Source organism: Bacillus sp. PK6-013 (assembly GCF_054161445.1).
The window spans coordinates 2,719,140-2,737,690 of record NZ_CP096417.1 but is presented as its reverse complement, the minus strand read 5'-3'; the positions used below and the strand labels follow the sequence as shown (position 1 = coordinate 2,737,690).

The following is an 18,551-nucleotide window of genomic DNA, read 5'->3' as shown; positions in this document are numbered from 1 at the left end:
CTTTTTGAGGCTTTTTTTATTAAAAATAGCTTTCGCCAAGCTTCTTGAAGACGGGCTTTGAGGCAGGGCGCTTCCGGTTTGTGACGAGCGGTTTTTCCTTAATTCCCGTGTAGTTTTGAAGAAGCTGTTTCGCTATATTCAAGGACATATGAGCTTTAGGGTTCCGATACGAATGATTTAATGTACCTAAGTGTGGAAGGCTTGCGAAGTCTTCTTTTGTTGGAGGCATGTGAAAAAAGTAGTCTCCGAGAGAAATCAGCACATCTGACTGCTGCTGGCTGAATCTTGGATTTTTCGAAAAGTGAAGGCCTACCTTTTTACCCTTTCCTTCATTAAGCAGCTTTTGCAAAGCTTTCTTTTTCAGAAGATACAGGTATTTGGGATTAGTCGCGGTTTTTGCATGGCGATTAACTGTATAAATCGCTTTTGAAAGGTTTTCAACTGTCGGTTTTAATTCTTTCGTATGATTATGGTCGTCCATTTTTTCTCTCCTATCCATTCGTTTCTAGATCACCTCCTAAAGTTGCAAGGCTTATGTCTAAATTATACGAAATAGAACAGAAAATGCAAATATCTCATAGAAAAAACGCGCGATTTTTTAAGGAATCGCGCGTTTTCATCTTTATAAAACAGAGTTCATTTTTGCTTTTGTATTTTTTTGTCTCTTCAGCGCCGCTTGAACGTCGATTTCCGCGTTCTCGGCGCTTAATTTAGGCAGGACGATAAAATAGTACATCGCCGCCAGCAGAATAATTCCCGCCAAACCGTAATATATATAATCCACATCGGCGATGATTCCCGGGAATAAAACAGCGATCACGCCAAGCGCTGAGGATTGCGCCATCATTGTCAGCGGATCGGTCCACCCGCTGACTCTTCCCATCAGCCTTGGGTGGACGATTTTGGGAATCCAGCCGCCAAGCGCTGTGTTGATCGGTCCGATGCATATCCCGGCAAGAAACGCAGCCGAGTAATATACGGGCAATTGATCTGTAAAGCCAAGCAAAATGATAAAGGCACCCGCAATAAAAATCGGGACTGACATCATGTATGCCGGCTTCACTTTTTTTTCAAGCAGAGCGGCGACGGCAATCCCTGTCAAAAGTCCGATACCCAGTACGATTGTAAAGAGGGATGTGTGCCACTCATAACTGTCAGGGGACAGCTCATACTTCATTTTAAACATCGGCAGAACCGAAAGTCCCCCGCTGACAAGTCCGAAGATAAAATATCCGAATACGAGAGAGGCAAGCAATTTATTTTTTAATATATAAACGATGCCTTCCTTAAAATCGTGCATCGAATCTTTGACGGTCATGTTTTTCCAGCCTTTTTGCCCGTTCGGCTGCCGCGCTTCTAGCGGAATATCGCAGGAACGGATTAAAAAGCCGGATACGATAAAGCTCACAAAATCAAGAGCGATAGCACCATGCAGGCCGATCGTCTTGTACATAAAAGCTCCAATTCCTACGCCGAACAATAGAAACAGGCTGAAAAGCATCTGGTTCAGTCCGGCTGCCTTTGCATACTGATCCTTTCTTAAAATGGCCTGGACCAAACTTGCTTCGGCCGGGTAGAAAAATTTTGTAACCGCGCTTCTGATAAATAGAACTAAAAACACAAGCGGTATGATCTGAAGATACAGTACAAAGAAAAGAACGACAGTCAATCCCGCTCTGATCCAATCACAGTTTTCCGCGACTTTCTTGCGGTCAAAACGGTCAGCGACCACCCCGACGATAAAGAATACAAAAACCGTCGGCAAGGAATACATCAGCTCGGCGATTGTCGTGTAGGCCGGCTGGCTGCTGAACCGGTCGAGCAAGAAAAAAGCGAAAGCCATGTTTCCGACTGTCGTTCCCATTTGAGAAGCGAAAGCTGCGAAAAAAAGTCGGACGAAATTACGATTTTTAAAAAGATCCATATATACGCTCCTTACCCTAAAGGTCCCATTATATCTTAATACAAGATGTTGTATTGTTCAAATTGCATTTGTCTGGAAATGTACTGGTCTAAGGTGTAATGGACACTCGGGTTCCGTTGGGTACGATAGAAGCAAGTTCCAGAACATCCTGATTGTGCATGCGGATACATCCCCTTGAAACAGCTTTGCCAATTGACGCCGGGTTATTCGTGCCATGGATGCCGTAGTGCTGTTTTGAGAGGCTCAGCCAGTAGGCGCCGAACGGGCCGCCCGGATTTGGCTGCCGGTTGACAATGACAAATTCGCCTCTCGGCGTCTGTGTGAGGATTTTTCCGACGGCAATCGGATATGTTTTTACAAGTCTGTTTTGCTCATATAATCTGAGCGTTCTCCCGCTGAGAGACACGACAATCCGGTAAGGGATTGTGTCCGGGTTTCTAATGCCGGGAATGATAATCGATTGGCCTGCGGACACTTGGCCGCCGTTTAAGCCCGGATTCGCCTGCAGCAAAGCCTGCCGGGTCATTCTGAAATCGGCGGCGATGCTTTCCAGAGTTTCTCCAGATTTTACTTGGTACATCAGCAATAATCAGCACATCTCCTTTTCAAAACGAAAAGAGAGCCTTTTCCGCTGCTAATATATAGACGGAAAGAGGCTGGGGAAGTTTCGTTTTTTTAATGAGGATTGGATGAAATGAGCGGGAATGCTTTTACTTAATGTATGCAGATGCCTTTCATTTTGAGCCAAAAGGCCGGTTAAGGATTAAGTGGATTCAAGCTGGAACACGGTGATTTCAGGCTTTGACAAAAAGCGGAGCGGCAGCCTGGTCGTGCCGATTCCTCGATTGACATAGATTTTCATTCCAGCTGTTTCATACATCCCTTCCGTATAAATTTCTCCGTACGGAGGCGTGATTAAAGGACCAAATACGGGAATCTGAATTTGTCCGCCGTGGGTGTGTCCGGATATTTGCAAATTGACGGGGTATTGTTTTGCCGTTAAAGCAGCGTCTGGCTCATGGACGAGCAAAATCGAGAAGGCTTTTTTACTCAGTTTTGACAGGATGCCTTCATAGTCGGGGCTGCCGAGCATCAAATCATCGAGTGACGCGATCTCTATTACGCTTCCGTCTATCAATTCAAGCTTCATGAAGTCGTTTCGCAGCACCTGAAAACCGGCCGATGCCATGAGCGTCTGATAGACTTTTGTTCCATAGCCGCCGTGATCATGGTTTCCGAATATGGCAAGCTTTCCATAGGGGGCTGAAAGCTTTTTTAAGGCGTTGACAGCATGCTCGTGTTCCCGGTAGCGATGCGGTTTATCTATTAAATCCCCGCTGAATACGATAAGGTCCGGGGAAAGGGCGTTCACTTGGCTGACAACATTTGAAAGCTCGTCTGCTGTAAAGTATTCGCTTAAGTGGGTGTCGCTGAACTGAACGATCCGAAACTGGTCAAACCCTTTAGGAATGAGACGATGCCGAATGGGAATCAAGTTTGTTTCAAGCATGTGCGGCTCGAGATAGCGCGCATAGCCCAAGCCGCCGGCAGCGGTAAAGAGCCCTGCTGCAGCAAGGCCTAAGAAGCCTTTTAAAAATTGTCTTCTGGACGGATTTTTCATAAGCAACCAACCTTTAATAGAATCTCTACATTATATCATCCAGAAAAGCCATTTTAGGACAGTCCGCGTGTTTTGTTAATTTTTTTTAACTTATATGATAAACTATGAATTGAATGAATACTCATTCATAAACAAGGGGGATGGATATGGACAGAAAAGTTGTAATCGTGACCGGCGGGTCGAGCGGAATGGGAAAAGCGATCGCCAAAAAGCAAGTCGAAGAAGGCTGGAATGTGATGATTACAGGCAGAACGCAAGAAACGCTTGAAGCGGCCAAAGAAGAAATTGAAACATTTACGGGGCAGGTGGCTATATGCCGGATGGATGTCAGGTCTGTTGAAGATGTGGAACAGATGATCACAGAGACGGCAGGACGCTTTGGTACGATCGACGCTTTGGTTAACAATGCCGCAGGGAACTTTATCTGCCCTGCTGAAAAACTGTCGGTCAACGGCTGGAAGGCGGTCATCGATATCGTGCTGAACGGCACATTTTATTGCAGCCAGGCAGCCGGCCGCTACTGGATCAAGGAAAAAAAACGCGGCCAGATTTTAAATATGGTCGCGACATATGCATGGGGCGCGGGTGCCGGTGTCGTTCATTCCGCGGCGGCAAAAGCAGGTGTCCTGTCGCTGACGAGGACGCTTGCCGTCGAGTGGGGAAGTGCATACGGGATCAGATGCAATGCCATCGCGCCCGGTCCGATCGAGAGGACGGGCGGTGCCGAAAAATTGTTTGAATCGGAAGAAGCCGCGCACGCGACAATCAAAAGCGTTCCGCTCAACAGGCTGGGAACTCCTGAAGAAATCGCGGGACTCGCCGCATTTTTGCTTTCTGAACAGGCGGGATATGTCAACGGGGAGTGTGTGACGATGGACGGCGGCCAATGGCTGAATCCCCGTCCGTTTTAAGATTTCAAATTCAAAGGTGCGGGCCAGTATGGTATAATCAGACAAAGATTAGAAGCAGGTGATATGCCATGTTGGATCCACTCGATATTTTAACGAACATTGAAGATGTTATTCCATACTATCAGCCGATCTTCAGTGCTGAAGAACAAAAGGTGATCGGCTATGAAGTGCTGGGGCGTATCAAGGTAGAATCTGAAGTGAAGAGTCTCGGGCCGTTTTTTTCTGATCCGACAATTCCTGAAGAATACAAGAAAGAGGTTGATCTCAAGGTGATTCGCCAGGCGCTTGATCATTTTTTGGAGAGCGGGCGCGACCTGCTCATCTTCGTCAATCAAGATGCAAATGTGCTGATGATGGATCACGGTGAATCGTTCCTCGACCTGTTGATGGAATATCAGGATAAAGGGCTCGAGCTCAACCGTTTCGTTATCGAAATCACGGAGCAAAAGTTTGAAGGGGATATTGAACAGCTGCATCATTTGCTGACCTATTACCGTACATACGGAATTAAAGTCGCTGTTGATAATATCGGAAAGGAAAGCAGCAACCTCGACAGAATCGCTCTTCTTTCCCCTGATCTGTTAAAGATCGACCTTCAGCCGCTCAAGCTGTCTTCTCCTTCGCCATCCTATGAATATGTGCTTTACAGCATATCACTCCTTGCCAGAAAAATCGGCGCCGCATTGCTTTACGAGGATATTGAGGCGAGCTTTCAGCTGCAATACGCATGGAGAAACGGAGGCCGGTATTTTCAGGGGCAGTATCTTGAAGTGCCGAAGGATGAATTTATCGAACGGAATGTATTAAAGGACCGGCTGCATGCCGAGTTTCACCAATTTATCACACATGAGAAGAAGAAGCTAACCATTTTGTACGACCACTCTGAGCAGTTTTACAAACGGATTCATCAGCTTGTCACATCGCTAAAGAAAACAGCTCAGTCAGACGATGAGTTTCTCTTCAATCTCGGAAAAGAACTGACCGATTGCAGCTTTAGAATTTACATGTGCGATGAAGACGGGATTCAGCTGACGAAAAACGTGTTTAAACATGATGGAGCATGGATATTTCAGCCTGAGTACATCGGCAAAAACTGGAGCTGGCGCCCTTATTTTCTCGAGAATATCATGAGGATGAGAACGATGAGAAAAGGGTTTTTCAGCGATTTGTACAGCGATATCGAAACGGGGGAAATGATCAGAACATTTTCCTATCCGATGGATGAAGAATTGTATCTGTTCATTGACCTGTCCTACTCATATTTATACGAACAAGACGGATTAATTTAAGCGGCGGCCTTTCGCCGCTTTTTCTTTTCGAAAAAATGAATCCCGAGAGGTTTGTTTTGCGTATATAAAGGAAAATGTGAATATATATGCTAAAAAAGGGGCGGATCATATGAAGAACGTTTGGTCATCCTTACTGTGCGGACTATTGACTGCGGCTTTTGTATTCCTCTGTGCGGATTTTGCCGAAGCCGGAGAAAAACCGACAAGAGCGTCGTTATTTGAGACCCTTCAATCCGTATCCGACGTCCATTTTCAGCTGACCGAAAAGGAAAGAACGAAAAAAGACATGATATCCCTCTTGGAACCTTATATGGAACACGCCATGGCAGCGAAGTACGTGGAGGCGAACGCCTTCCCCGAACAAGCGGGGTGGATTTTTTACGGGACAGACGCGCCGGAAGTTGCAATCCCTTTCTTCAGCTATGATGAAAACACAAAAGTGGCGGTGAAAGACGGAAGCTATACCGTATACGAATGTGTTGGAGATCAAGACCGCGGTCCTGTTTCATATCAAAAAAATTATCAGACGGTGACGCTAAAGAATATCGGCGGCAGCTTCAAAGTAACGGCTATCGGCCAATCTGATACAAAACCGGCTGGAGAAGACATGATGGCCGAACAACCGGATGAGAAAGAAACAAACTCGAATTTTGCGGATAACAAGAAAGAAGACCACGCTGTATTCCCGCTGTTTGTCATCGATGTTAACTGGACATTGGCCGAACTTTTCAGCTAGAAAAAGAATTTTTAAAAAATTCATTGACAATGATACTGATAATCATTATCATTTAATTATAGAGAGATGAACCTCTCTGTTCCCCAACCCCTCTATCAGATCAAGATTTTAAAAAACTTGGCGCTGCCCCCGCCAAGTTTTTTATTTGCGTGGAATCCTGCATTGCAAATGGCTGCGGGATTTTTGGGCTTTAGGTGTGGGACAGGAATAAGACAATCCTGTTGCCCCATAAATCTAAATTGGTGGTTAAAATAGGCTCCTCTGCAGTCAAAAAAATATTTTTCATGTATGACATGAAAAAAGAAAACTCAAACTATGAAAAGCGGTTTTTCTTTTTCATGATCAGAAAGGAAAAATGTCATCGGCTGATACTTTGTGGTATGATGCGTGTAGAACTTGTATTATAATTAATACTTGTTGATCCTGAAGTTGTTTTTTTGAAAGGAGTCTTTTTTAGAATGTCACAATTAATGGGTATCATCACGAGACTGCAGAGCCTGCAGGAGACTGCGGAGGCTGCCGGAGAACCGACGCAGCGCAATTTTGAAGTAAACGGAGAAAAAATTTGCAGCGTAAAATATTTTGAAAAAAACCAAACATTTGAGCTGACAGTTTATCAAAAAGGCGATAAGCCTACCACATTTCCGTTTGACAACATCGATATGATTTCAATCGAAATCTTTGAACTGCTTCAGCAATAGGAGGATATGGCATGAAAGCTTTTCCAAGCGTTATTTGTCCGAATTGCAAAACAACCGAGCATATGGATCAAGTGCTGACAGCCCAGTCCAATCAGAATGTAATTTACAGATGTGACAGCTGCGGGTTCAGCTTGAAAAATATACCGACCAAAAAAGGATAGCAGACAGACGAATCGTTCCATCTTCGGTGCAGATCAAAAATGAAAAGGGGCATTCCAATGGCTGATTCTTTTCTTTTTTATAATCTTTCTGAAGATCAAATGACATTTCCTGAAGTGATCGGGAGACTGAAGGCGTTCATACGCCAAGATCCGCGGGCAAGCTATCTGCTGTCCGTCGGAACAGACTCGCAAATACATCAGAACTGCACAAAGTTTATCACGGCTATCCATTTGCACCGCAAGGGCAAAGGAGCGTGGGGCTGTCTGAAAAACACGGTTGTCAACAGACCGATACATAGCCTCAGGGAGAAAATATCGCTTGAAACAGCTTACAGCCAAGAGATTGCCGCATATCTTTTAAATGATTACTTTAATGAAATTATGGATCTGCTTCTTCCGTTTACAGACGAGGGAGCAGATTTAACCCTTGAAGTTCATTTGGATATCGGAAAAAAAGGAATGACAAAGGATTTAATCCAGGAAATGACGGGCCGGATCACCTCCATGGGAATCTGTGCCAAAATTAAACCTGACTCCTATACAGCTTCAAGCTATGCAAACCGGTACACAAAATAATTGTTTGAAAGAAAATCGAACAGATGTCGAAATGTGCGGTTGACGTTTGAATTGCAATTTCATATTCTAGCCCTATAGAAACTAGAGAGAACATATTGTTTCTGACTCTAGCTAAATCAATTAGGGGGCTGGTTAAGAATGGAACGCTTTTCAGAAGAAGAGAGAAAACTGTTGCTGAACGTACTTTTGGACCATGAGTATGCCGTAGAGCTACTAAGCAGTGAGATCAATGATATAGAAACGGGTACAAAAAATGTGGATAGCCTGACATATAAAAAACTGGTTACCTTATACGACCGTGTCCGGTCTGAAAATTAGGTCAGATTATATCAATTGATACTCATTAGAGTATCTTTTTTGTTTCCTAAAAGGATATGGAATGATAAACTGACCTTGGAAGAAAGGAAAGTTTTCGACAAATATTGATATCGTTTATATTATTGTAGTATAGGGAAAATATGCGTTGATGGATTAAAGCTGAAAAGGAGTCGAAAAATCATGATTAGTATGCAATCAGATGAACTTCTTGAAACGACAGTAGGTCAGTTTATGATCGATGCTGATAAAGTAGCCCATGTTCAAGTCGGAAATAATCTGGAACATGCCCTTCTCGTGCTGACGAAAACCGGATATACCGCGATCCCTGTACTTGATGCTTCTTTCCGTTTGCACGGATTAATCGGAACGAATATGATCATGGATAAAATCTTCGGCTTGGAACGAATCGAATTTGAGAAGCTTGACAAGATTCATGTTGAAGAAGTCATGCTGACAGACATCCCACGCTTGAAAATTGACGACCCGATCTTAAAAGGATTCGGACTGGTCATCAACAACGCGTTTGTATGTGTCGAAAATGAAGAGCAGGTTTTCGAAGGCATATTTACAAGGCGTGTCGTGTTAAAACAGCTGAATAAGCATTTGAGAACGTTGAATAAATAGGCGCGGCAGCGGCCTATTTTTTATTTGCAGCGCTCCACCAAACCCTCCGCACATTCTCCGAAGCCTGACTTTCCGCTTGATTAAAAAACAGCCGTTTGATTAAATGTATGATAAGAAAAACTTATTGGAATGAGGAATGTCCATGCAGCTTCAAGAGCTCCACATGCTTGTCGTTCTGGCGGAAGAATTAAATATGCGGAAAGCGGCTGAACGCCTGTTTGTTTCCCAGCCGGCTTTGTCCCAACGCCTGCAGACCATTGAGAAATCATGGGGAACGAAAATTTTTTTGAGATCGCAAAAAGGGCTGACGGTTACGTCTGCCGGAGAAAAAATCATCCAGTTCGCAAAAGATGTGACATTGGAACAGGAAAAAGTGAGAGAGAATATCGATGAGTTGGAGGGCGAGATTCACGGTACGCTCAAATTGGCGGCCGCTTCGATCATTGGGCAGCATTGGCTTCCCAACGTTCTGAAAACCTATGTCAAACAATATCCAAACGTGAAAATTTCGCTCGTGACCGGATGGAGCAGCGAAATGCTGAAAAGCCTCTACGAAGACCATGTTCATGTCGGCATTATCAGAGGAAACCCGGAATGGAAAGGACCGAAGCATTACTTGATGCGGGACGAATTGTACCTTGTCGATACAGAGATCCGTAACATTGAGGACATTGCCAAAACGGAACGGCCGTTCATCCAGTTCAAAAGCGACAGCACGTACTATCAGGAAATTCAGCACTGGTGGCATCAAAAGTTTAAAACGTCGCCAAAGCAGACCATTATTGTCGACCAAATTGAAACATGCAAACAGATGGCTTTCCACGGAATCGGCTATGCGATCCTTCCATCTGTGACGCTTCACGGAAGCGGGAGCCATGTTCATCAAATCCCGCTGCTTGACGCTAAAGGAAAAGCAATCGGCAGAGATACGTGGCTGCTCGGTTATGAGCCGGCTTTCCAACTGAAGCAAGTACAGGCGTTTGTAGAGGTTGTGAAAGAATGTACGGCAACTGAATAAACATCAGAAAGGCAGGACTCAAAAAAGAGGGCTGCTTTTTTTGTGCGATTTATTGACATTGATAATCATTATCATTTAAAGTGTATCTATATAATAATGAAAATCATTATCAATTTCAGAGGTGATTCTGTTGTCTAAAGCATTAATTGCATATGCCAGCATGTCCGGCAACACGGAGGATATCGCGATGATCATCAAAGATACATTGAAGGAGAACGGTTTTGATGTCGCAATTCAGGAAATTGATGATGTCGATGCCGACTCATTGGCTGAATACGATCTTCTTTTAATCGGCACCTATACATGGGGAGACGGGGATCTTCCTTATGAAGCGGAATCGTTTTACGACGAGGTCTCTTCGCTTGACCTTAAAGGAAAGAAAGCGGCATGCTTCGGATCCGGCGACTATGCATACCCCCGCTTTTGCGAAGCGGTCAACACGTTTTACAGCATGCTAGAACGAACCGGCGCCGATCTTTATCGAGAGACCTTGAAAATAGAACTTGCCCCCGAAACGGATGAAGATGCCGAGTGCTGCAAGGAATTTGCCGAAGGTTTTATAAGATGGGCAGAACACGAAAAGCGGCAGACTGAGACCCATGTTTCATAAAGGTGCGACGGCCGTCGCTTCGGCAAAGCATTCCGGTTACTTTGTCGCCATCAAACGGGAAGGGATTTTTCACTATTCACTTGAGCAAGGCTGGACAAAGCTCTTTCAATTAAAAAGCAAAATATGTTCCATCACCTATATCGGCGATTATTTATTCGGCGCAGGGGAGAGCGGAACGATTATCAGATCGTCTGACCAAGGAGCAACCTGGTCAATCTCAAGCTTTCCGACAAACGCTACGATTTGGTCGATCACAGGGACAACGGACGGCTTTGTTTGTGCCCATGGGAAGCATTGCATTTACATATCAGAGGATTTCGGCGTCTCATGGAAAATCGTCAAGCCGTTTTCCGGTTTGAGTCATCCGCCCGTTATCCGCTCTCTGTGCCTCCATGAGGAGCGCCTTTACATCGGAACGCAGATTCATGAAGTGCACGGTGGTGTTTGGGCATACGATTTGGCAGCAGAATCGGCTTGTTTGATCAAAAAAGAAACCGGCCGCATGACCGCCTCGATGATCGCATTTGAAGGCGAATGGCTGGTTTGTGCGATGGGATCCAAAAAAGGAAATCACGGTGCTGTCAATTTGGTCAACATCCACACGAATGATGAAATACAAATCAGGCAGGGCCTTGTTGAGAATGAAGAATCATTCCTGGATGTGTCCGAAGACAACGGAATCATCTATGTCACATCGGCTCAAGACCGAGACGGATTTTCAAGAATCTACCGGCTTGATTTCTTTGAAAGAGAGCTGAAATGGTTTGACACGATTAAAGGGCATGGATTCAGAGTCGCCAATCAAAAGGAGAACTTCTTTTGCGCGGGTCTTTATGAATGCAAATTTGTCAGGCCTTATGAACAGCCTGCTGCAGCCCACTGATTTTATAGCGTTTTATAGGAGGAATAACGATGGGGAAAGTTTTGCTGGTTTATGCAAGCATGTCTGGAAATACAGAAGCAATGGCCGATTTAATCGAGAAAGGCCTTCTTGAGGGCGGGGCCGAAGTTGACCGCCATGAAGCGATGGATGTAGATGCGGCGCTCTTTAACGATTATCAGTATATGATATTTGGCGCTTATACATGGGGCGACGGGGATCTCCCGGATGAGTTTTTGGATATTTACGATGATATGGAAAGGATGGATTTCACAGGCAAGATGTTTGCCGTTTTCGGGTCCGGAGATACTTCTTACGAGCATTTTTGCGGTGCCGTCGACATACTTGAGGACAAAATCAAAGAGCTTGGCGGAGACACGGTGCTTCCGTCCGTCAAAATCGAAATGAATCCGGAAGATGAAGAAGAAGACATGCTGCTTCAATTCGGCAGGGATTTTGCAAAGAAATGTGAAGTGCCGGCATGACATTTGCTAAAAAAGGAAACGGGACGCCCCCTTTCCTTTTTTTCTTGTTTTTAAATCTTTCCTTTGATACAGTAATGAGGAGAAAAAGAGAAGGAGGACTTACATAATGAAAATGATGGATGCAAATGAGATTATCTCATTTATTCAAAATAGTAAGAAATCAACACCTGTTAAAGTGTATGTGAAAGGCGACCTTGAAGGAATTGACTTCGGCGCTTCAGCCAAGCCTTTTATTACAGGGCATACTGGGGTAGTATTCGGAGAATGGGCGGAGATTCAAGCTGCGCTCGAAGCAAACAAAGGTAAAATTGAAGACTATGTTGTTGAAAACGACCGCCGCAATTCGGCGATCCCAACGCTCGATTTGAAAAATATTAAAGCGCGAATCGAGCCGGGTGCGATCATCCGCGATCAAGTGGAAATCGGCGACAATGCCGTCATCATGATGGGAGCTTCCATCAACATCGGCTCTGTGATCGGCGAAGGAACGATGATCGATATGAATGTCGTGCTGGGCGGACGAGCTACCGTCGGCAAAAACTGCCACATTGGAGCGGGTTCCGTGCTTGCCGGTGTCATTGAGCCCCCTTCAGCAAAACCTGTCGTTATTGAAGACGATGTCGTCATCGGTGCAAACGCCGTCGTACTTGAAGGCGTGACTGTCGGAAAAGGAGCCGTCGTTGCTGCCGGCGCAATCGTTGTGGAAGATGTGGCACCTTACACAGTAGTTGCCGGAACGCCTGCGAAAAAAATCAAAGACATCGATGAAAAAACAAAAGGCAAAACAGAAATCAAACAGGAATTGCGTCAGCTTTAAGAAGCGGCGGCGAAAAGTGCGTGGATGTGACAATCCACGCATTTTCGTATCGCCGGGGAGGTTAGAAAGATGAAATTGGACGAATTAGCAGCGATTCGCAGAGATCTGCACCAAATTCCTGAACTCGGTTTTCAGGAATATAAGACACAGGCTTATCTTTTGAACCACTTACTAAAGCATCCGGAAGACCGGATTGAAATCGAAAAGTGGAGAACCGGACTGTTTGTAAAGGTTAAAGGGACAGCCCCTGAACAGATTTTGGCTTACAGGGCGGATATGGACGGGCTCTCAATTCGGGAAGATACCGGATATTCTTTTTCTTCCATACATCAGAACAGGATGCATGCGTGCGGGCATGATTTCCATATGACGATTGCCCTCGGCATCATCGATCATTTCGTCCGCCACCCGGTTAAACAAGATCTGTTGTTTTTGTTCCAGCCTGCTGAAGAAGGGCCGGGCGGCGCTGAACCGATGCTTGAAAGCGATTTGTTTAAAAAGTGGGAGCCGAGCATGATCACAGCGCTGCACATCGCGCCTGAGCTCCCGGTCGGAACGATCGGAACGAAAAGCGGGCTGCTCTTTGCCAATACGTCAGAGCTTGTAATCGAACTTGAAGGAAAGGGCGGGCATGCCGCATATCCCCACCTTGCAGAAGATATGGTGGTCGCCGCCAGTTCGCTCGTTACGCAAATGCAGTCGATCGTAGCCAGGAATGTCGATCCGCTGGACAGTGCTGTCATTACCATTGGGACGATTACAGGCGGATCGGCACAAAACATTATCGCTCAGCAAGCAAGGCTTGAAGGGACGATCAGGACGCTGTCCCCAGGATCAATGGAACAGGTGAAGAAAAGGATCGAGGCGATGGTGAGCGGCCTGGAAACGGCTTATCAATGCAGCGGTAAAGTCAGCTATCCGGCAGCATATTATCAGGTCTATAATTCAAGCGGTTTAGTTGAAGACTTTATGCAGTTCGTTTCTGAAAGCGGCCTTGCAGAGGTCATCCGTTCAAAAGAAGCGATGACAGGAGAGGACTTCGGCTATATGCTGAAAAAGTATCCGGGCTTCATGTTTTGGCTCGGCGTCGATTCACCTTACGGACTCCACCATGCCAAACTGCAGCCGAAAGAGGAAGCGCTTGAGACGGCAGTCCGCGTTATGACGGCTTATTTCTCTTCCAAAGCCAATTAGAACAAGCGGCTGGTATAAAAAATCAGCAAACGTGGCATCTTAATTGGTGGAGGTGTTTCTTCATGTCGAAAAAAATCGGAATCGAACAATCTCTTTCTGATGTCGAGGCTGCTTTGAAGGAAAAAGGGTATGAGGTTGTAACGATGAAAACCGAAGACGATGCAAAAGGCTGCGACTGCTGTGTTGTCACTGGTCTGGACACTGACATGCTCGGGATTTCAGATACGATGACCGGAGCATCTGTCATTCAGGCGACTGGTTTAACTGCCGATGAAATCTGTCAGCAGGTTGAGCAAAAACTTCAGTAATAAACATAAAACCGAAGTTCCAGCTTCGGTTTTAACTTGTTTTTCCAAAAAAAACGGCTGTCGGGTGTTAAACGGTTGTTTCATCATCCGGAGGCATGTTACACTTTTTTTAAAGGCTTAAAAAAAGAACAACCGCTAAATTAAATTTATTATCAATTAATATTGACTAAAAATATGGTAAGTATTATAATGAATTATGTATGTGATGTTATTAACTAAATGAGAATTTAATATTTAAATTCTCATTTTGATATGGGTAGCAAAACCCAAAAATCACAATTGGAGGGATACATAAAATGGCAGAACGCATGGTAGGTAAACAAGCGCCGCGCTTTGAAATGGAAGCGGTTCTTGCAAACAAAGAATTTGGAAAAGTAAGCCTTGAAGAAAACATGAAAAATGATAAGTGGACGGTTCTATTCTTCTATCCTATGGACTTTACTTTCGTGTGCCCGACAGAAATTACAGCAATGTCTGACCGCTATGACGAGTTTGAAGACCTTGATGCAGAAGTAATCGGCGTTTCAACTGACACCATCCACACTCACTTGGCATGGATTAACACGGACCGCAAAGAAAATGGTCTCGGCCAGCTGAAATACCCGCTTGCTGCCGACACAAACCATGAAGTATCCCGTGAATACGGCGTACTGATTGAAGAAGAAGGTGTGGCGCTTCGCGGATTGTTCATCATTAATCCGGAAGGCGAACTTCAATATCAAACAGTGTTCCATAACAACATCGGCCGTGATGTAGACGAAACATTGCGCGTGCTTCAAGCGCTGCAAACAGGCGGTCTTTGCCCTGCAAACTGGAAACCGGGTCAAGCAACTCTTTAATTTTTATTCTCAAATTAGAAATCAGATTGGAAAGGTCTAACATTTGTTAGACCTTTTTAATCGACAAAAATGACAATGGAGGAAAAATCATGAAATTACGCCAGCCGATGCCGGAACTGACCGGCGCAAAAGAGTGGTTAAACGGAGAAGTGACAAAAGAGCAGCTTATCGGAGAAAAGCCGACATTAATTCATTTTTGGTCGATCAGCTGCCACTTGTGCAAAGAGGCGATGCCGCAAGTCAATGAGTTCCGCGACCGCTACAGCGATAAACTAAACGTGGTGGCCGTGCATATGCCGCGTTCAGAAGACGATTTAGACTTGAATAAAATCAAAGAGGTTGCCGCTGAACATGATATTACTCAGCCTGTTTTTGTTGACAGCGACCATAAGCTGACTGACGCTTTCGAAAACGAATATGTTCCGGCTTATTACGTTTTTGATAAAACAGGCCAGCTTCGCCATTTTCAAGCTGGAGGAAGCGGGATGAAAATGCTCGAAAAACGTGTAAACCGTGTTCTTGCCGAAACAGAACAGTCTGCTGAATAAAGATGAAAAGCCCCGTTTTCATGGGGTTTTTTGTTTATTCGGCTCCTCATTGCAAAAAAAGCAAAAAAATTTCCTCTATCCGCCTCTTTCGACAAATGGATCATTAGACACTGTTTATTTTACTTGATGAGTCTTATGTCCTGTTTTTGTTTCAGGAGTATTTCTGACTTTCCCTGTACACAACAAACTGCGAATTCGACAAGTGAAATCTGGCAATTTTGAATATTCTGGATTTATAAGCCGGATTAATCATTGATATTTCACACTTTCCATCACGATTAAACAGTAGAGTCTATTCCTAAATTATGTTTCGTTGAAAAGTAATTTTCTATGTTCCTTCATTATTTACCATTTTTCGACAATGGGTTTAGAGTAGGCCGAAATGCTTCGAAAACTCCTCAGGCTTCAAGTTTTCCGGAAATTTAGTTCTATTTTCTTAACGGAAAGCAACAGTAGAAAAACGAAAAAATAGTTGATAAAATTAGTTTGGTAATCTAATATTTTTATTGGAAGGTTTATTTATTCTGATAGGAGGGTATAAACGGTATGTTTAACGAGAGGGAAGCATTGCGTTTAAGATTGGAGCAGCTGAATGAGGCTGAGGTTAAGGTGATTAGGGAGTATCAAATTGAGCGGGATAATATATATGCAAAGCTGCGTGAATTGGATCGTCCATCCAGCTTTAATGATACAAAAAAAGATTTTCGCCCGGAGCGTAAAACGGAATCTCTCCCTGTTTTAGCTGAATTAGCTGCGCAGGAGATGAAGAGCTATCAGCAACAACAGCAGCAGCCGCAAGCATCTCAAAAGAACCAGCAGCAGACTTCTCCGCAAACCTCCTCACTGCCTGCCGGAATTCCAGATGGAACGACAAGGCGCAGAAGGGGTACAGCACGTCCAGGCTCAAAAGCTGCAAAACTGCGTGAAGCGGCGATTAAAACATTAAAACGCCATAATGCGGCCATCAAAAGCTCCGAACTTCAAAAAGAAATCGAAAAAGAGAGCGGACTTGAGATCCCTAATATGACAACCTTTATGCAAAGCCTGATTAAAATGTACCCGGAAGTCAAAAAACCATACCGCGGTCAATATATATTAGAGGGTGAGATTTCTACCGAGACAGAGCAGCAATAGTCAAACCCTTGCTTTTCCAGATAGCGTTTCCATTTTGAGGAACACCAAGGCGGCCGCTATATACGCCGCCGCCCTAATCAACTGCTTGAGACAATCGACTCAAGCGGTTTTTTATAAAATCCAAATTATTCCTTAAAGTGGTATTCAATTTAAAGGTTTTGTTTCTTTGTCTTTGCGTTTAATTTGATAGACCCATTTTTGCGGGGTTGTTTCTTCTTTCGTCTGCTTTTTCCATTCAGTTATTTTCTGATCCATTTTCATGTCATTTTGTTTGATGACGCTCAATTGCTGTTGGAGCTGATCGACTTGCTCCGTAACTGTTTGAAGTACCGCCTCGATCTGCTCTGACCGTTCAAAAAGCTCTTCGTTTTGTTCAAGCGCCTTCTCCGTCTGCTGAGATGTATCAATATCGGCAAAATGAGAAGCGATCCACTTATCACTTTCATCGAGCTGCCTTTTATAGGATAAAATCGTTTCGTAAAACAGCGCTTCTTTTGTTTTTTCAGACTCCAAAAGGCGGTTTTTCGTTTCTGTCACCCGCTCTTTTAATACCGCAACATCTGTTTCGATTTGTTTGAGCTGAAGACCTTTAGCATGAAGTTCGTCTTTCAGGCGGGCATTTTCGTGTGCAGCGTTTTCGAGCTCATGCTCCTTTTTTTCCCTCAGCGTTTTTTCTTTTTCCGCATGAAGCTTTTCATATTCTATTTGGCTATGTAAGCTTTTTTTCTCTTCTTCGGCTTTTACATTTGTTAAATGAAGGCGGTGCTTTTCTTCTATCTCTTGTTTTCTTGCATAGGTTTCTTTTTGAAGGAGCTCCTGAAGAACAACGATTTTACCCAGCAGTTCGCTTTTTATCCGGTTGAGCGTTTCGGCCGACTCGTCTTCCTTGTTTGCCGAAATCCGCTCCAGTTCGATTGACAGCTGCTGAAGCTGCTGCTTCAGCGCTGCGTTTTCCTGGCTGAGCTTATGATTTTTTTGATGAAAATAGCTTGCTTCAAGCTCGTGGATCAATTGATGTGACCTTGCCAGCTCCGCTTTTAAAAAAAGGTTTTCCTGTGATAAATCATGAAAATAAGGCAGCGAACCCGTTGTTTTTTTCATGGTGACCAGCCCCCTATTAATGTTACAACTACAATATGCATAAATGAAACACGGCATGCCTTTTGAAAAAGAGATTTTACAGACTTGTTCGGATTTCTAAAATTTTGCTATGATGTTCGCAGGCAGAAACACGCGAAGGAAGGTTGAGCTGCATGAAAGAAATACATGTCATATTATCGGGGGGCCTTTCACGCCGTTTTGGGGAACCGAAAGCGTTTGCCCGCTGGCAAGGCAAGCCGCTTTATCAATGGTGCAAACGTGCGCTGGGAGGCGATGTCCTGATATTGAGCCGTCCGGGGCTGACGGAGCGGTTTAAAGAACTCGGGGAAAAAGCGGTGCTGGAAGATATCGAACCGTTCAGTGGGAGAGGGCCGCTTGCAGGTATGTACACAGCCATGGTTCGGGCGGAAGGGGAATGCTATATTTTTTCGGCCTGTGATACCCCGCTTGTCCGGCAGGAGACCATATCGGCTTTAAAACGGCAGATGACCCCGGCGGATGACGCCGTCGTGCCGGTCGCAGACGGAAGGGCGCAGCCGCTTGTTGCTGTCTACAGCAGAAGGGTGAAATCCGTCCTCCTCGAACAGCTTCAGCAGAACGAGCTGAAGATCAGCAGTTTCCTCGACCGCATCCGCGTCAAGTATATTGAAGCTGATAGGGTCGGGGCAGAGCCGTGGGAATTTATAAATGTCAATAAAAAGTCGGATTTAGATAAAATAGAACCGTTCTTTCCGGGATGAAATATTTTATTATAGA

General features: G+C 44.6%; 24 protein-coding genes. 19 read left to right on the top strand and 5 right to left on the bottom strand.

From position 1 onward, the window contains the following. Nucleotides 1–19 precede the first annotated feature (19 nt). The 4 genes from M1E03_RS13805 to M1E03_RS13790 all read right to left on the bottom strand — a co-directional run bounded on the left by M1E03_RS13805 (nucleotide 20) and on the right by M1E03_RS13790 (nucleotide 3,545). Nucleotides 20–481, bottom strand: a complete 462-nt coding sequence (locus M1E03_RS13805) for a YkyB family protein (protein WP_020451191.1) — start codon at nucleotides 479–481, stop codon at nucleotides 20–22. A gap of 141 nt (nucleotides 482–622) precedes the next feature. Further along, nucleotides 623–1,924 carry an MFS transporter gene (locus M1E03_RS13800; protein WP_020451192.1) on the bottom strand — a complete coding sequence of 434 codons (1,302 nt, stop codon included), beginning with the start codon at nucleotides 1,922–1,924 and terminating at the stop codon, nucleotides 623–625. Nucleotides 1,925–2,012: 88 nt separating this feature from the next. Further along, the gene (locus tag M1E03_RS13795; protein WP_020451193.1) at nucleotides 2,013–2,510 is read right to left on the bottom strand and encodes a L,D-transpeptidase family protein; all 498 of its coding nucleotides are present in this window, start codon (nucleotides 2,508–2,510) and stop codon (nucleotides 2,013–2,015) included. Between the two features lie 177 nt (nucleotides 2,511–2,687). After that, on the bottom strand, nucleotides 2,688–3,545 hold the full coding sequence (locus M1E03_RS13790) for a metallophosphoesterase (RefSeq protein WP_023857290.1): 858 nt from the start codon (nucleotides 3,543–3,545) through the stop codon (nucleotides 2,688–2,690). A gap of 146 nt (nucleotides 3,546–3,691) precedes the next feature. Here M1E03_RS13790 and fadH point away from each other — a divergent pair, with 146 nt between their 5' ends. From fadH to rok, 18 genes are all read left to right on the top strand, one after another. Then, nucleotides 3,692–4,456, top strand: coding sequence for a 2,4-dienoyl-CoA reductase (gene fadH, locus M1E03_RS13785; RefSeq protein ID WP_020451195.1), 765 nt, complete (start codon nucleotides 3,692–3,694; stop codon nucleotides 4,454–4,456). 68 nt (nucleotides 4,457–4,524) lie between these two features. Next, nucleotides 4,525–5,745 carry an EAL domain-containing protein gene (locus tag M1E03_RS13780; RefSeq protein ID WP_020451196.1) on the top strand — a complete coding sequence of 407 codons (1,221 nt, stop codon included), beginning with the start codon at nucleotides 4,525–4,527 and terminating at the stop codon, nucleotides 5,743–5,745. Nucleotides 5,746–5,854: 109 nt separating this feature from the next. Next, a complete protein-coding gene (locus M1E03_RS13775) occupies nucleotides 5,855–6,481 on the top strand; it encodes a DUF3993 domain-containing protein (RefSeq protein WP_020451197.1) in 627 nt (208 codons plus the stop codon). Nucleotides 6,482–6,939: 458 nt separating this feature from the next. After that, nucleotides 6,940–7,182 (top strand): YkuJ family protein, encoded by a 243-nt coding sequence (locus tag M1E03_RS13770; protein WP_003181299.1) that lies wholly within the window; start codon nucleotides 6,940–6,942, stop codon nucleotides 7,180–7,182. Nucleotides 7,183–7,193: 11 nt separating this feature from the next. Then, the gene (locus M1E03_RS13765) at nucleotides 7,194–7,343 is read left to right on the top strand and encodes a hypothetical protein (protein WP_020451198.1); all 150 of its coding nucleotides are present in this window, start codon (nucleotides 7,194–7,196) and stop codon (nucleotides 7,341–7,343) included. A 57-nt stretch (nucleotides 7,344–7,400) separates the two neighbouring features. Beyond that, nucleotides 7,401–7,919 carry a ribonuclease H-like YkuK family protein gene (locus M1E03_RS13760; protein WP_020451199.1) on the top strand — a complete coding sequence of 173 codons (519 nt, stop codon included), beginning with the start codon at nucleotides 7,401–7,403 and terminating at the stop codon, nucleotides 7,917–7,919. Between the two features lie 138 nt (nucleotides 7,920–8,057). Then, complete coding sequence (gene abbA / locus M1E03_RS13755) at nucleotides 8,058–8,237, top strand: antirepressor AbbA (protein ID WP_003181305.1); 180 nt, start codon at nucleotides 8,058–8,060, stop codon at nucleotides 8,235–8,237. A 180-nt stretch (nucleotides 8,238–8,417) separates the two neighbouring features. Next, nucleotides 8,418–8,861 carry a cyclic-di-AMP-binding protein CbpB gene (gene cbpB, locus M1E03_RS13750; protein WP_020451200.1) on the top strand — a complete coding sequence of 148 codons (444 nt, stop codon included), beginning with the start codon at nucleotides 8,418–8,420 and terminating at the stop codon, nucleotides 8,859–8,861. A 142-nt stretch (nucleotides 8,862–9,003) separates the two neighbouring features. Then, nucleotides 9,004–9,879 (top strand): LysR family transcriptional regulator, encoded by an 876-nt coding sequence (locus M1E03_RS13745; protein WP_023857289.1) that lies wholly within the window; start codon nucleotides 9,004–9,006, stop codon nucleotides 9,877–9,879. A gap of 130 nt (nucleotides 9,880–10,009) precedes the next feature. Then, nucleotides 10,010–10,489, top strand: coding sequence for a flavodoxin (locus M1E03_RS13740; protein WP_283931661.1), 480 nt, complete (start codon nucleotides 10,010–10,012; stop codon nucleotides 10,487–10,489). Then, nucleotides 10,479–11,372 carry a WD40/YVTN/BNR-like repeat-containing protein gene (locus tag M1E03_RS13735; RefSeq protein WP_283931662.1) on the top strand — a complete coding sequence of 298 codons (894 nt, stop codon included), beginning with the start codon at nucleotides 10,479–10,481 and terminating at the stop codon, nucleotides 11,370–11,372. The genes M1E03_RS13740 and M1E03_RS13735 overlap by 11 nt, the downstream gene beginning before the upstream one ends. Nucleotides 11,373–11,401: 29 nt before the next feature. Beyond that, a complete protein-coding gene (locus tag M1E03_RS13730) occupies nucleotides 11,402–11,854 on the top strand; it encodes a flavodoxin (RefSeq protein WP_283931663.1) in 453 nt (150 codons plus the stop codon). A gap of 106 nt (nucleotides 11,855–11,960) precedes the next feature. Beyond that, entirely contained in the window at nucleotides 11,961–12,671 is a 711-nt protein-coding gene (dapD, locus tag M1E03_RS13725) for a 2,3,4,5-tetrahydropyridine-2,6-dicarboxylate N-acetyltransferase (protein WP_065644039.1), read from the top strand. 69 nt (nucleotides 12,672–12,740) lie between these two features. After that, complete coding sequence (locus M1E03_RS13720) at nucleotides 12,741–13,865, top strand: N-acetyldiaminopimelate deacetylase (RefSeq protein WP_283931664.1); 1,125 nt, start codon at nucleotides 12,741–12,743, stop codon at nucleotides 13,863–13,865. A 62-nt stretch (nucleotides 13,866–13,927) separates the two neighbouring features. Then, entirely contained in the window at nucleotides 13,928–14,173 is a 246-nt protein-coding gene (locus tag M1E03_RS13715; RefSeq protein ID WP_003181323.1) for a YkuS family protein, read from the top strand. 296 nt (nucleotides 14,174–14,469) lie between these two features. Beyond that, entirely contained in the window at nucleotides 14,470–15,012 is a 543-nt protein-coding gene (gene ahpA, locus M1E03_RS13710; RefSeq protein WP_020451207.1) for a biofilm-specific peroxidase AhpA, read from the top strand. Between the two features lie 89 nt (nucleotides 15,013–15,101). After that, nucleotides 15,102–15,560, top strand: a complete 459-nt coding sequence (locus M1E03_RS13705; RefSeq protein ID WP_020451208.1) for a redoxin domain-containing protein — start codon at nucleotides 15,102–15,104, stop codon at nucleotides 15,558–15,560. A gap of 546 nt (nucleotides 15,561–16,106) precedes the next feature. Continuing rightward, the gene (gene rok, locus M1E03_RS13700) at nucleotides 16,107–16,694 is read left to right on the top strand and encodes a transcriptional regulator Rok (RefSeq protein ID WP_020451209.1); all 588 of its coding nucleotides are present in this window, start codon (nucleotides 16,107–16,109) and stop codon (nucleotides 16,692–16,694) included. A 144-nt stretch (nucleotides 16,695–16,838) separates the two neighbouring features. Here rok and M1E03_RS13695 read toward each other — a convergent pair whose 3' ends face one another. Then, the gene (locus M1E03_RS13695) at nucleotides 16,839–17,795 is read right to left on the bottom strand and encodes a sporulation protein (protein ID WP_458110473.1); all 957 of its coding nucleotides are present in this window, start codon (nucleotides 17,793–17,795) and stop codon (nucleotides 16,839–16,841) included. A gap of 152 nt (nucleotides 17,796–17,947) precedes the next feature. Between M1E03_RS13695 and mobA the strand changes: the two genes are divergently transcribed. Next, nucleotides 17,948–18,535 (top strand): molybdenum cofactor guanylyltransferase, encoded by a 588-nt coding sequence (gene mobA, locus M1E03_RS13690; protein ID WP_026579784.1) that lies wholly within the window; start codon nucleotides 17,948–17,950, stop codon nucleotides 18,533–18,535. Nucleotides 18,536–18,551: the final 16 nt, after the last annotated feature.